Source organism: Azospirillum oleiclasticum (assembly GCF_013423485.1).
GTDB lineage: Bacteria > Pseudomonadota > Alphaproteobacteria > Azospirillales > Azospirillaceae > Azospirillum > Azospirillum oleiclasticum.
On sequence record NZ_JABFFR010000029.1, the window covers coordinates 1 to 12709 of the forward strand.

At 69.1% G+C, this 12709-nt stretch carries 12 protein-coding genes and 2 pseudogenes; 8 read left to right on the forward strand and 6 right to left on the reverse strand.

Features of this window, described 5'->3' with window-relative positions; translation table 11 throughout:
- The 4 genes and pseudogenes from HL658_RS26040 to HL658_RS26055 form a co-directional block, all read left to right on the forward strand.
- A pseudogene (locus HL658_RS26040) lies at window positions 1–354 on the forward strand (glutamyl-tRNA reductase); the annotation flags it as partial.
- Window positions 351–1424, forward strand: coding sequence for a peptide chain release factor 1 (gene prfA, locus HL658_RS26045; protein WP_180285283.1), 1074 nt, complete (start codon window positions 351–353; stop codon window positions 1422–1424). The pseudogene HL658_RS26040 and the gene prfA, both read left to right, overlap by 4 nt.
- A gap of 67 nt (window positions 1425–1491) precedes the next feature.
- A complete protein-coding gene (gene prmC, locus HL658_RS26050; protein WP_180285435.1) occupies window positions 1492–2340 on the forward strand; it encodes a peptide chain release factor N(5)-glutamine methyltransferase in 849 nt (282 codons plus the stop codon).
- Between the two features lie 240 nt (window positions 2341–2580).
- Complete coding sequence (locus tag HL658_RS26055; protein WP_180285282.1) at window positions 2581–2973, forward strand: DUF4167 domain-containing protein; 393 nt, start codon at window positions 2581–2583, stop codon at window positions 2971–2973.
- 19 nt (window positions 2974–2992) lie between these two features.
- On the opposite strand, the gene HL658_RS26060 is transcribed toward HL658_RS26055, so the two are convergent.
- Window positions 2993–3775: an MOSC domain-containing protein gene (locus HL658_RS26060; protein ID WP_180285281.1), complete on the reverse strand. Its 783-nt coding sequence runs from the start codon at window positions 3773–3775 to the stop codon at window positions 2993–2995.
- A 57-nt stretch (window positions 3776–3832) separates the two neighbouring features.
- Window positions 3833–4312, reverse strand: coding sequence for an NUDIX domain-containing protein (locus tag HL658_RS26065; protein WP_180285280.1), 480 nt, complete (start codon window positions 4310–4312; stop codon window positions 3833–3835).
- Between the two features lie 198 nt (window positions 4313–4510).
- On the opposite strand from HL658_RS26065, the gene clpB reads away from it, so the two are divergent.
- The 3 genes and pseudogenes from clpB to HL658_RS26080 all read left to right on the forward strand — a co-directional run.
- Window positions 4511–7129, forward strand: coding sequence for an ATP-dependent chaperone ClpB (gene clpB, locus HL658_RS26070; RefSeq protein ID WP_180285279.1), 2619 nt, complete (start codon window positions 4511–4513; stop codon window positions 7127–7129).
- 140 nt (window positions 7130–7269) lie between these two features.
- Window positions 7270–7497 carry a DUF3126 family protein gene (locus HL658_RS26075; protein WP_180285278.1) on the forward strand — a complete coding sequence of 76 codons (228 nt, stop codon included), beginning with the start codon at window positions 7270–7272 and terminating at the stop codon, window positions 7495–7497.
- 25 nt (window positions 7498–7522) lie between these two features.
- Window positions 7523–7879, forward strand: a pseudogene (locus HL658_RS26080) (YkvA family protein); the annotation flags it as partial.
- A gap of 15 nt (window positions 7880–7894) precedes the next feature.
- Here HL658_RS26080 and HL658_RS26085 read toward each other — a convergent pair.
- From HL658_RS26085 to HL658_RS26100, 4 genes are all read right to left on the reverse strand, one after another.
- Entirely contained in the window at window positions 7895–8827 is a 933-nt protein-coding gene (locus HL658_RS26085) for an Hsp33 family molecular chaperone (RefSeq protein ID WP_180285276.1), read from the reverse strand.
- Between the two features lie 117 nt (window positions 8828–8944).
- Entirely contained in the window at window positions 8945–9850 is a 906-nt protein-coding gene (argF, locus tag HL658_RS26090; RefSeq protein WP_180285275.1) for an ornithine carbamoyltransferase, read from the reverse strand.
- Window positions 9847–11019, reverse strand: coding sequence for an acetylornithine transaminase (locus HL658_RS26095; protein WP_180285274.1), 1173 nt, complete (start codon window positions 11017–11019; stop codon window positions 9847–9849). Before HL658_RS26095 ends, argF begins: the two co-directional genes overlap by 4 nt.
- A 114-nt stretch (window positions 11020–11133) precedes the next feature.
- Window positions 11134–11937 carry an ABC transporter permease gene (locus HL658_RS26100; protein WP_180285273.1) on the reverse strand — a complete coding sequence of 268 codons (804 nt, stop codon included), beginning with the start codon at window positions 11935–11937 and terminating at the stop codon, window positions 11134–11136.
- Window positions 11938–12017: 80 nt separating this feature from the next.
- Here HL658_RS26100 and HL658_RS26105 point away from each other — a divergent pair, with 80 nt between their 5' ends.
- Complete coding sequence (locus HL658_RS26105) at window positions 12018–12581, forward strand: regulatory protein RecX (RefSeq protein ID WP_180285272.1); 564 nt, start codon at window positions 12018–12020, stop codon at window positions 12579–12581.
- Window positions 12582–12709 lie beyond the last annotated feature (128 nt).

The following is a 12709-nucleotide window of genomic DNA, read 5'->3' on the forward strand; positions in this document are numbered from 1 at the left end:
GCCGCCTGGGCCATCGTCGACGAGGCGGTGAACGCCTTCGCCCGCGAGCGCGCCGAGCGGGCGGCGGTGCCGGCGGTGGCGGCGCTGCGCGCCCATTTCGAGGCGGAGCGGCGGCGGCTCCTGGCGGAGAACGGCACGTTGGACGCCGGGGCCGCCACCCGGCTGTTGATCAACCGGCTGCTGCACGGCCCGTCGGAGGCGCTGCGCGGCATGGCGGCCGACGCGGACGGGGCCGGGCTGGCGGAGCGGGCGCAGGCGGAACGGCTGCTGGTGCGGCTTTTCCGGCTGGACGAGGATGTGCCGAAGGGCGAGGACGCGGGTGCCGCGGTGAACAGCAGGGAAAAGCGACTGTGACTCTCGACGAGAAGTTCGACCGGGTGATCGCCCGCCACGACGAGCTGCGCGATGCGCTGGCCGCCGGGGTGGCGGATTCCGGCGCGTTTGCCCGCCTGTCCAAGGAGTACGCAGACCTCACCCCGGTCGCCGAGGCCATCGCCGAATTGAAGAAGGCCAGGGCCGAGGCCGCCGACATCGCCGCGATGGTTGCCGATCCGGACTCCGACGCCGAGATGCGGGCGATGGCCGAGGAGGAGTTCGCCGATCTCACCCGCCGCATACCGGCGCTGGAACGTCGGGTCCAGCTCGCCCTGCTGCCCAAGGACGAGGCGGACGAGAAGAACGCCATCCTGGAGGTGCGCGCCGGCACCGGTGGCGACGAGGCCGCGCTGTTCGCCGCCGAGCTGTTCGACATGTACCGCCGCTACGCGGCCTTGCGCGGCTGGCGCTTCGAGACGATGGAGGTCAGCGACACCGGCCTTGGCGGCGTCAAGGAGGCCATCGCCAACATCACCGGCCGCAACGTCTTCGCGCGGCTGAAGTTCGAATCCGGCGTGCACCGCGTGCAGCGCGTGCCGGCGACCGAGGCGCAGGGCCGCATCCACACCTCGGCCGCCACCGTCGCCGTGCTGCCGGAGGCGGAGGAGGTGGACGTCCACATCGACGAGAAGGACCTGCGCATCGACGTCTTCCGCTCCTCCGGGCCGGGCGGCCAGTCGGTCAACACCACCGACAGCGCGGTGCGCATCACCCACCTGCCGACCGGCCTCGTGGTCAGCCAGCAGGACGAGAAGTCGCAGCACAAGAACAAGGCCAAGGCCATGAAGGTGCTGCGCGCCCGCCTCTACGAGCGCGAGCGGGCGGAGAAGGACGCGGTGCGCGCCGCCGACCGCAAGAGCCAGGTGGGCTCCGGCGACCGGTCCGAGCGCATCCGCACCTACAACTTCCCCCAGGGCCGCGTCACCGACCACCGCATCAACCTGACCCTCTACAAGATCGACAAGGTGATGGCCGGCGAAGCACTCGACGAGGTCATCGACGCCCTCATCGCCGAGGACGAGGCCGCCCGGCTGGCGGAGCTGCAATGATGGCGGGGTTCCCCGCCCAGCGGGGGAGGGTGGCCGCGCAGCGGCCGGGTGGGGGGCTGACGCCGTGCTGACGCTGCGTGCCTTGCGTCGTGCCGCCGAGGAGCGGCTGTCGGCGGCCGGTGTCGACTCGCCGGCGCTCGACGCGCGGCTGCTGATCGAACACGCGCTGGGGCTTTCGCGGGAGGATTGGCTGGTTCGCGGGGATGAGCCGGTGCCGCCGGACGCGGCGGCCCGGGTCGACGCGCTGCTTGAGCGCCGCGCGGCGCGGGAGCCGGTGGGGCGGATCGTCGGGGAGCGGGCCTTCTGGACGCTCGACCTGTCGCTCGCCCCGGCCACGCTGGAGCCGAGACCGGACACCGAGACGATCGTGGAGTGCGTGCTCGATGCGCTTCCGGATCGTTCCGCCCCCGTGAGAATCCTCGATCTTGGGACGGGCACCGGTTGCATCCTGCTGGCGTTGCTGGCGGAGCTTCCCAACGCCACTGGGCTCGGCATCGACATCAGCGCGGAGGCTGTGGCAACCGCGGCGGCGAACGCCGCGCGCAACGGGCTGGCCGGGCGCGCGGACTTCCGGACCGGCGTCTGGGGGGCGGGGATCGCGGAACGGTTCGACGCGGTGGTGTCGAACCCGCCCTACATCCCGTCGGCCGACATCGCAACGCTGGACCCGGAGGTGCGCGACCACGACCCGTTGCGGGCTTTGGACGGCGGGGCCGATGGACTGGACGCCTACCGCGCCATTGCCGCGGAACTGCCGGGACTTTTGAAAGACGGCGGTATCGCGGCGCTGGAGATCGGGCAGGGGCAGGCCGACGACATTCGCCGGCTGTTGGAAACCGCGGGGCTGCCTGTTGCGGAGATCCGCCCCGATCTGTCCGGTATCGAACGCTGCATCCGTGCCGCGAAACCTGTGTGAAGGCTGGGGAGACCCCAAAAAAAAGGTTGGATTGCACGCGGTTCCCTATTACGTTCAGATCGAAACGACCGATCGGGGTGGGGTCCGGCGCTGAGGATTCAGCCCGGTTTGGGACCCGAAGGTCGATTGATCCCCGAGATCGAGCCGCAGGCCATGGTCCGCGGCGGACCCGGAGGCGCAGAACGCAACCGGAGCGTTCGGGGGAATGCACACTCTCAAACTTGGGGCCAAAAAAGCCGAATGAGACAGGGACCGAACTCCAGGCGCTCGCGCGGCCGGGGCAATGGCCGGCGGCAGAATAATGTTCCTCTGCGGCATCAAACCTTCGACAGCAACGGCCCGGACGTGCGGATCCGTGGCAACGCGTGGCAGGTCCACGAGAAGTATCTGGCGCTGGCGCGCGATGCATCGTCTTCGGGCGACCGGGTGACCGCCGAAAGCTACCTTCAGCACGCCGAGCATTATTTCCGGATCATCTCGCAGATCCAGGAAGCGGAAAACCGGCAGCGCGGGCCGCAGCACAATGGCGGCAACGGCCAACCGTCGAACAGCCTGCACGGCGACGACGATGACAACGACGACGATGGTGACGAAGCCGACAGCAGCGAGGAACGGGCGGCGATGAACGCCTGACCGGCGCTGCTTTTTCCGGTCAGCCTTCGATGATGACCGGATCGCCCTGCGCGATCCGGCCGCCCTCGGTCACCCGCGCGTAGACTCCGCATTGGGTGTGGCCGTAGCCGCGCTTCAGGGTCTGCACGACGTTGATGTCGCGGGAACCCGTCGCCGGATCCACCTCGGTGGCCTTGCAGCGGCCGATGTGCTCCACGACCGCCAGCCGTGCACCGCCGACGCGCAAGGAGCGGCCGATCAGGTCGCGCTCGCTCCAGGCGGGAAGCCCGTCCAGCGACAGGTTCGCCCGGAATCGTCGCGGGTCGATGGCGCGCTTGGCAACCCGCTCCTCCAGGTCGCGCACGCTGGCGAGGTTGAGCAGCGACACATAGGCATGCCGGGTGTCGGTGAAGGCGACCCCCGCATCGGCCTCGGCGATCTTCGGCGCGCCGGGCACGGCATCCGCCAGGAAGGCGGCGAAGAACTGCTCCAGAAGCGTCCGCCCCATCGGCTGGTCAAGCCGTCCGCGGGACACCGGCCGGCCATTCCGGCGCACGATCAGGGTCTGGGTGTCGGCGTCGAACTCCGTCTCCAGGCACGCCAGCTTCTCATGGCGCAGCAGGGTCAGGAACTCGCTCTTCGGCCTCCAGGCGCCGGGCCCATCCTCGGAATGGACGGCATCGAGCGCCGCCGCACCGGACATCAGGGCGTAATGGCGATCGTAGGGCAGGGTGCTCCCCGCCGCGACCTCAACCGAGGGAAGCTCTTCGGCGCTCAGCCCTTTTACGGGGTAGCGGCGGATCGTGGCGATGGTCGTGTTCATTGCACTGCACAGTGATGCGGCGCGCCCGACACTGTCAACCGCGGCGTGGACGTTTTGTCACCAGCGTTCAGCCCGCGCCGTCCGTCCCGCGAACTCGTCGAGACGCCGCCGTGTGGCCGGAGACAGATCGTCGGGCAGGGCGTCGAGAGCCACGAAGCGGGCTTCCAGAATTTCCACCCCGTCCACGCGGGGCTGTCCGCTCCAACCGCGGGCGACGAAGACGCCGACATGGTCGCTGGCGCCATGGCGGAACCGCGCGTACAGCCCGAAAGGCTGCGGCTCGCAGTCGATCGCCAGCCCCACCTCCTCCCGCACCTCGCGGCGGGCGGCCTCCACCAGCGTTTCATTCCGGTCCACGCCGCCGCCCGGAAGATGCCAGCCGCCGATGTAGCTGTGGCGGATCAGCAGCACGCGGGCGGGTGTACTCTCCTCCAGCACGATGACGCGTACACCCATCGTGATGGGGCGTGTCAGCCGGTGCCACAGGTTGCGGGCGTGCCAGGCGATCCGCATCGCGCGGGGGGACAGGGGAATCACGGAAGGTAAGCCGTTTCGTAGGAGGAACGTTCGTTGCGGGGTTGCGCGCCGTGCAAAGACCCCCGCGGTGGCATGGTCTTGCAACGGGTTGCGGCGTTCCCACATCTGCCACGGTATCCTTTTGTGATCGCACTTGTCTCGTGGGTCTGGCGGATCGGGCTGCCTGGCGGACGATCGGCCTGGAAAGGGAGCGTGTTCATGGACTTCGAAAAATACACCGAGCGCAGCCGCGGCTTCGTCCAGTCGGCGCAGACGCTGGCGCTCCGGCGCGGCCACCAGAGGCTGACGCCCGAGCACATCCTGAAAATCCTGCTGGACGACAAGGAGGGGTTGGCCGCCAACCTCATCCGCGCGTCCGGCGGCGACCCGGCCGCGGCGCTGTCCGCGGTGGACGCGGAGCTGGACCGGCTGCCGCGGGTCGAGGGCTCCGGGGCCGGCCAGATCTATCTGGCGCCCGAACTCGCGCGCGTCTTCGAAAGCGCGGAGAAGGTGGCCGAGAAGGCCGGCGACCGCTTCGTCACCGCCGAGCGGCTGCTGCTGGCGCTCGCCATGACCGACGGCACCCCCGCCGCGAAGGCGCTCAAGTCCGCCGGCGTCACGCCCCAGGGCCTCAACACCGCCATCAACGACGTGCGCAAGGGCCGCACCGCCGACAGCGCGTCCGCCGAGCAGGGCTATGACGCCCTGAAGCGCTTCGCCCGCGACCTGACGGAGTCGGCGCGGGAGGGCAAGCTCGACCCCGTCATCGGTCGCGACGAGGAGATCCGCCGCACCATCCAGGTGCTGGCCCGCCGCACCAAGAACAACCCGGTGCTGATCGGCGAGCCCGGCGTCGGCAAGACCGCCATCGTCGAAGGCCTGGCCCAGCGCATCGTCAAGGGCGACGTGCCGGAGGGGCTGAAGGACAAGAAGCTGCTGGCGCTCGACCTCGGCGCGCTGGTGGCCGGTGCCAAGTACCGCGGCGAGTTCGAGGAGCGGCTGAAGGCCGTGCTTCAGGAAATCCAGGCGGCGGCCGGCGAGATCATCGTCTTCATCGACGAGATGCACACGCTGGTCGGCGCCGGCAAGGCCGACGGCGCCATGGACGCGTCCAACATGCTGAAGCCCGCGTTGGCCCGCGGCGAGCTTCATTGCGTGGGTGCAACGACGCTGGACGAATATCGCAAGCATGTGGAGAAGGACGCGGCGCTGGCCCGGCGCTTCCAGCCGGTCTTCGTGTCCGAGCCGACGGTGGAGGACACCATCTCCATCCTGCGTGGCCTGAAGGAACGCTACGAGGTCCATCACGGCGTGCGCATCACCGACGGCGCGATCGTTTCGGCGGCGACTCTGTCCAACCGTTACATCACCGACCGCTTCCTGCCGGACAAGGCCATCGATCTGGTCGATGAGGCGGCCTCGCGGCTGCGCATGGCGGTCGATTCGAAACCGGAAGAGATCGACGAGCTGGACCGCCGCATCATCCAGCTCAAGATCGAGCGGGAGGCGCTGAAGCGCGAATCCGATCCGGCTTCGAAAGAACGCCTCAACTCCCTGGAGTCCGAACTGGCCGATCTGGAACAGGAATCGGCCGAACTGACCGCCCGTTGGCACGCGGAGAAGGACAAGCTGCAGGGCGCCCAGAAGCTCAAGGAGCATCTCGACCACGCCCGGACGGAGCTTGAGCAGGCCCAGCGCGACGGCAACTGGAGCCGGGCGGGCGAGTTGACCTACGGCGTCATTCCGGAACTGGAACGGAAACTGGTGGAGGCCGAGGCGGCCAGCCAGAGCCGCATGCTGAACGAGGAGGTGCGCGACAGCGACATCGCCGCGGTGGTCAGCCGCTGGACCGGCATCCCGGTCGACAAGATGCTGGCCGGCGAGCGCGAGAAGCTGCTGGCGATGGAGGAGAAGCTGAGCACCCGCGTTGTCGGTCAGGAGGAGGCGATCGTCGCCGTCTCCAACGCCGTGCGGCGCGCGCGCGCGGGTTTGCAGGACCCGAACCGGCCGATCGGCTCCTTCCTGTTCCTCGGCCCGACCGGCGTCGGCAAGACCGAGCTGACCAAGGCGCTGGCGGAGTTCCTGTTCGACGACGAGACGGCGATGGTCCGGCTCGACATGTCCGAATACATGGAGAAGCACTCCGTCGCCCGCATGATCGGCGCCCCTCCGGGCTATGTCGGCTACGAGGAGGGCGGGGCGCTGACCGAGGCGGTGCGCCGGCGGCCCTATCAGGTCGTGCTGTTCGACGAGGTGGAGAAGGCCCACCCCGACGTCTTCAACGTCCTGCTCCAGGTGCTCGACGACGGGCGCCTGACCGACGGGCAGGGGCGGACGGTGGATTTCCGCAATGTGGTCATCATCATGACCTCGAATCTCGGCTCCGAGGTGCTGGCGAACCAGCCCGAGGGGCAGGACAGCGAGGCCGTGCGCGCCGAGGTGATGGAGGTGGTGCGGGCCGCCTTCCGGCCGGAGTTCCTGAACCGGCTGGACGAGATCCTGTTGTTCCACCGGCTGTCCCGCGGCCACATGGGCGGCATCGTCGCCATCCAGCTCCGCCGCCTCACCCGCATGCTGGCCGAGCGCGACATCACGCTGGAGGTGGACGAGGCGGCCACCCGCTGGCTCGCCGAGGCCGGATACGACCCCGTCTACGGCGCCCGGCCGCTCAAGCGGGTGATCCAGCGCGAGTTGCAGAACCCGCTGGCCACCCTGATGCTGGAGGGCAAGGTGGGCGACGGGCAGACCGTGCATGTCGGGGCGGAAGGCGGTGATCTGACCATCGACGGCACGCCGGTGCGCCGGCTGCTGCGCGGGGCGAAGGACGCCGTGACGTGATGCCGCCGGCCTGATGCCCGTTCGGCCGATCCGCCGCCTCCGTCCTTGCGCGGGGGCGGCGGGGTGGGGTATGGGTGCGCGACGCCGGCGCGGCGTTCCTCCCGTCGCCCGGCAGCGACCGAGGAAAGGCCACCACCATCATGACCCCGAACGAAATCGCCCGCGTCGAGGCCTATCTGCGCCAGACCTTCGGCAACAAGTCCATCACCATCGTGCCGCCGCCCAAGCGCGGCGCGCCGGTCGAGGTGAAGCTCGGCGACGAATTCATCGGCGTGCTCCACCGCGACGAGGAGGAGGGCGAGGTCTCCTACGCCTTCCACATGACCATCCTGGAAGAGGACTTGCCGCCCGCCGCCGCCAAGCGGTGAGCGGGCACCCATGCTGTTGGCGCTCCGGGATTGGGCGCGTCGTCTGAAACGCGAGGTCGTGGCGGTCCACCGGGCGGCGCGCGACCCGCGGACGCCCTGGATCGCCCGCATCGTCGCGCTCTGCGTCGTGGCCTATGCGCTGTCGCCGATCGACCTGATTCCCGATTTCGTTCCGGTGCTGGGATATCTCGACGACGTCGTGATCGTCCCGCTCGGCATCATGCTGGTCCTGAGGCTGATCCCGGCCGACGTCATGGCGGAGCACCGCGCCGCCGCGGGTGATGCACGGCTTCCGGCGAACCTAGCCGCTGCCGCCGTGATCGTCGCGCTATGGCTGACTGGGGCAGGCGCGGCCGCGTTGTGGTGGTTCGGGCCGGAGTGACCGGCCCTACCGGGGTCACACCCCTCCGTACACCCGCTCCAGCTCCGCGTCGTCGAAGCGATAGGCGGTGGAGCAGAACTGGCAGACCACCTCCACCACGCCATCGACCTTCAGGTCCTGGACCTCTTCGCGGGGCAGGCTGGCGAGCATTGTTTCCACCCGCTCGCGTGAGCAGCGGCAGCCGAAGCGCAGCGCCTGCGGCGGCCACACCCGCACGCCGTCCTCATGGAACAGGCGGTAGAGCAGCGTGCTGGCGCCCAGCTCGGGGTTCAGCAGCTCCTCGGTGGTGACGCTGGTCAGCATGACCATGGCGCGGCGCCAGTCGTCCTCGGTGTCGCTGGCGAGCACGGCGGCCGGCCCCTGGTCCGGCGGCAGCCGCTGCATCATGATGGCCCCGGCGCGCCAGCCGCCCGCCTCGTCGCGGCCGACGCCGACGGTGACGCCGGTGTCGATCTGCTCGGACTGGCGGAAATAATGCTGCACGCAGTCGGCCAACGTCTTACCGGACAGCTCGACGATGCCCTGGTAGCGGTCGGTGTCCGCACCCTGGTCGACGGTGAAGGCGATGTAGCCCTTGCCCAGCAGCGCCGGGGCGGGGGCGATGTCCACATCGTCGCCGGCCTTGCGCAGCGCCTCCTCGTCGAACTGGGCGTAGGCGCGCAGGTCACCCACCGAGGTGACATCGGCGACCATCAGGCTGATCGGGCCGTCACCCTTGGTCTGGAGCGTGAAGACGCCCTCGTACTTCAGCATGCTGGAGAGCAGCACGGCGAGCGCCAGAGTCTCCGCCAGGAAACGGGCGACTGGCTCGGGGTAGGCGTGGCGGTTCAGGATGTCATCCAGCTCCGGCCCCAGCCGGACCATGCGCCCGCGCAGGCGCGAGGCTTCGATCTGGAAGGGCTGGACGAGGTCGTCCATCGGCGTGCGGACGGTGGCTTGGTCGGTCATTCGCGATGATCCATGACGTCGCATGCCGCAAGGGGCGGCATGAATGCGGAAACGGCCCGGCCGCGCACCCCGTGGAGGCGGGTCGCGCGGCCGGGCCGTGCCAGGAACATATGGGAGTCAGACCCCCAGACACCAAGCCAGGATGGCTTTCTGGGCGTGCAGGCGGTTCTCCGCCTCGTCCCACACCACGGAGTTCGGCCCGTCGATGACGCCGTCCGTCACCTCCTCCCCGCGGTGGGCGGGCAGGCAGTGCATGAAGACGGCGCCGGGGTTGGCCTTCGCCATCAGCGCCTCGTTCACCTGATAGGGCGGCAGCACGGCGTGGCGGTGGTCGTCGTCGGTGTGGTTCATCGACACCCAGGCGTCGGTGACCACGCAGTCGGCCCCCGCCACCGCCTCGGCCGGGTCGCTGGTGACGACGAGGCGGCCGCCCTCGCGTTCCACCCACTCCACCAGAGCCGGCTCCGGACCCAGCGAATCCGGGCAGGCCATGCGCATCTCGAAGCCGAGCCGCACGGAGGCGTGCACCCAGCTCACGAAGACGTTGTTGGCGTCGCCGCTCCAGGCCACCACCTTGCCGGCGATGGGGCCGCGATGCTCCTCGAAGGTCATCACGTCCGCCATGATCTGGCAGGGGTGGGACTGGTCGGTCAGCCCGTTGATGATGGGGATGGAGGCGTGGGCCGCCAACTCCTGCACCCTCTCCTCGCCGGTGGTCCGGACCATCACCGCATCGACGTAGCGGCTGAGCACGCGCGCGGTGTCGCCGATGGTCTCGCCGCGGCCGAGCTGCATGTCGTCCGGCTTCAGCACCACCACATCACCGCCGAGCTGGCGCATGCCCACCTCGAAGGAGACGCGGGTGCGGGTCGACGGCTTCTCGAAGATCAGCGCCAGCGCGCGGCCCGCCAGCAGGCCACGGTGGCCGGCGATGTCCTTCTTGATCGACACGGCACGGTCGAGGATGCCGCGCAGCGTGGCGGTGTCCAGCCGGTCGATGTCGAGGAAGTGCCGGGGGCTCACGGCTTCACCTCCGCCGCGGTGCGGTCGAGGATGGCCACGGCCTCCGCCACCTCGGCCTCGCCGATGATGAGCGGCGGCAGCAGGCGCATCACGTTGTCGCCGGCCGGCACGCCCAGCAGGCCGTTGGCGCGCGCCTTGGCGATCACGTCGCCCACCGCCGGGCCGCATTTCAGGCCGAGCATCAGCCCCTGGCCGCGCAGCTCCGTGAACACCGTGGGGTGCTTCGCCAGCAGCCCTTCCAGGCGGCTGTGCAGCAGAGCCCCGGTGCGCTGGACCTTCTCCAGGAAGCCAGGTTCCAGGATCACGTCGAGCACGGCGTTGCCGACCGCGGTCGCCAGCGGGTTGCCGCCATAGGTGCTGCCATGGGTGCCCGCGGTCATGCCGGATGCCGCAGCCTCGGTGGCGAGACAGGCGCCGAGCGGGAAGCCGCCGCCGATGCCCTTGGCCACCGCCACCACGTCGGGTTTGATGCCGGCCCACTCATGCGCGAACAGCTTGCCGGTGCGGCCCATGCCCGACTGGATCTCGTCCAGGAACATCAGCAGCCCGAACTCGTCGCAGATCTCGCGGACGGCGCGCATGAACTCGATCGACGCTGGGCGGATGCCGCCTTCACCCTGGATCGGCTCCAGGCAGATGGCGGCGGTCTCGGGCGTGATGGCGGCGCGCAGTTCGTTCAGGTTGCCGAAGGCCACCTGGTCGAAGCCGTCGAGCAGCGGTGCGAAGCCCTTGATCAGCTTTTCCTGCTTGGCCGCCGAGATGGCGGCCAGCGTGCGGCCGTGGAAGGACTGCTCGAAGGTGATGACGCGGTTCCGCTCGGGCTGGCCGGCCTCGTAGAAATGCCGGCGCACCACCTTCAGCCCGCACTCCCACGCCTCGGTGCCGGAGTTGGTGAAGAAGACGGTGTCGGCGAAGCTGTTCTCGGTCAGCCGCTTGGCGAGCGACTCCTGCCCCGCCACCCGGAACAGGTTGGAGGTGTGCCAGACCTTGCCGGCCTGGGCCATCAGCGCCGCGTTCAGATGCGGGTGCGCGTGGCCCAGTGCGGTGACGGCGACGCCGGCCGCGAAATCCAGGTATCGTCGCCCGTCCGTATCGAACAGATACGGGCCATCGCCGCGCTCGAACACGATGTCGGCGCGGGCGTAGGTGGGCATGACGACGGGAATCACGGGACGGTCCCCCGAAATGGAAAAGCCCGGCGGACACCCTGTCCGCCGGGAAGCGGCAGATAATAAGAGATAAGCTTGCGCTGTCAACGGAAGGACGTTTGCCCCACGGGCAATTCAGGCCTTCAGTTTGTAACCCGTCTTCAGCATCCGGTACGCCACCCACCACAGGAACCCGTTGGTCCCCAGCATCACCAGGATGCCGAGGCCCAGTGTGCCGTCGGAATGGCCGGTGAAGCCGTAGCGCAGCCCGTCGATCATGTAGAAGAACGGGTCGAAATGCGCCACCCACCAGAACACCTCCGGCAGGTTCTGCACCGAATAGAAGGTTCCGGACAGGAAGGACAGCGGCGTGACCACGAAGTTGGTGACCGCCGCGATGTGGTCGAACTTCTCCGACCACACGCCGCCGATGAAGCCCAGCAGCGACAGCAGCATGGAGGCCATCACCGCGTGGAACACCACGAACTCCGGGTGCGGCATGCGGATGGGGACCACGGTCCAGATGGCGAGCGCCGTGACGATGCCCACCGCCAGCCCGCGCGTCACCCCACCCATGACGAAGGCGGTCGCCAGCTCCAGCGGCGACAGGGGCGGCATCAGGATGTCGACGATGTTGCCCTGCACCTTCGAGATCACCACCGAGGAGGAGGTGTTGGCGAAGGCGTTCTGCGCCATCGCCATCATGATCAGACCGGGAGCCAGGAACTGCATGTAGGGCACGCCGCCCACGACGCGCGATTCCGCCCCCAGCGCCAGGGCGAAGACGGCGTAGAACAGCAGCGTGGTGACCACCGGCGCCCATATGGTCTGCTGGTGCACCTTCACGAACCGCCACACCTCGCGCGCGTACAGGGTCCACAGACCGACCCAGTTGACGGCGCCGACGGTGCGCGGCATGGGAGGAAGAGGATGAGCCATGCGTACCTGAACCATCGTTGGACGGCGGACAATAGGACTGTCGCACCGTGCCCGGCAACCGCCGGCATGGGGCGGCTGCCATGACCGCCCCATCACCCGCCAACCGCCGGCCCCCGCGGCGCGTCACGCCCGACTATCTGGAGCGTGCCGCCCTGCATTATCTGGAGCGCTTCGCCAGTTCGTCGGAGAACCTGCGGCGCGTGCTGATGCGCAAGGTCGACCGCTCGGTCCAGGCGCACGGCACCGACCGCGAGCAGGCGGCCGGCTGGGTGGAGGCGCTGGTCGAGCGCTACCGCGGTGCTGGGCTGCTGAACGACGACAGCTACGCCCGCATGCGCGCCGAGTCGCTGCACCGGCGCGGCGCCTCCACCCGCGCCATCCGCGAAAAGCTTGCCGCCAAGGGCGTGGACCGCGACACCGCCGACGCGGCGCTGGGTGGCCTGCGGGAGGATGTGGAGGGCGACCTGGACCTCGCGGCCGCTATGGCGCTGGCGAAGCGCCGCCGACTCGGGTCCTTCCGGTCGGCGGAGACGCGGGCGGCGCATCGGGAGAAGGATTTGGCGGCGCTTGGGCGGGCGGGCTTCGCCTACGAGATCGCGCGGCGTGTGGTGGATGCGGAGGATATCAATCTTCTAGATCCTTAAGTCAATCCAGGCGATAATAAGGGAGTTTTTAGGACGCATATCAGATTTTCAACAATCTCTTTGTGCTCGCAATTGTGGTCGGGCGCTTCTGCGTTAGAGTCTGTCCGGAAAGTTCATACCGGCTTGCA

Bases quoted from the DNA above. Each gene is read 5' to 3' on its own strand.
- HL658_RS26055 (WP_180285282.1), top strand. From the start codon at position 2,581: ATGAGACAGGGACCGAACTCCAGGCGCTCGCGCGGCCGGGGCAATGGC.
- HL658_RS26060 (WP_180285281.1), bottom strand. From the start codon at position 3,775: ATGAACACGACCATCGCCACGATCCGCCGCTACCCCGTAAAAGGGCTG.
- clpB (WP_180285279.1), top strand. From the start codon at position 4,511: ATGGACTTCGAAAAATACACCGAGCGCAGCCGCGGCTTCGTCCAGTCG.
- HL658_RS26075 (WP_180285278.1), top strand. From the start codon at position 7,270: ATGACCCCGAACGAAATCGCCCGCGTCGAGGCCTATCTGCGCCAGACC.
- HL658_RS26085 (WP_180285276.1), bottom strand. From the start codon at position 8,827: ATGACCGACCAAGCCACCGTCCGCACGCCGATGGACGACCTCGTCCAG.
- HL658_RS26100 (WP_180285273.1), bottom strand. From the start codon at position 11,937: ATGGCTCATCCTCTTCCTCCCATGCCGCGCACCGTCGGCGCCGTCAAC.
- HL658_RS26105 (WP_180285272.1), top strand. From the start codon at position 12,018: ATGACCGCCCCATCACCCGCCAACCGCCGGCCCCCGCGGCGCGTCACG.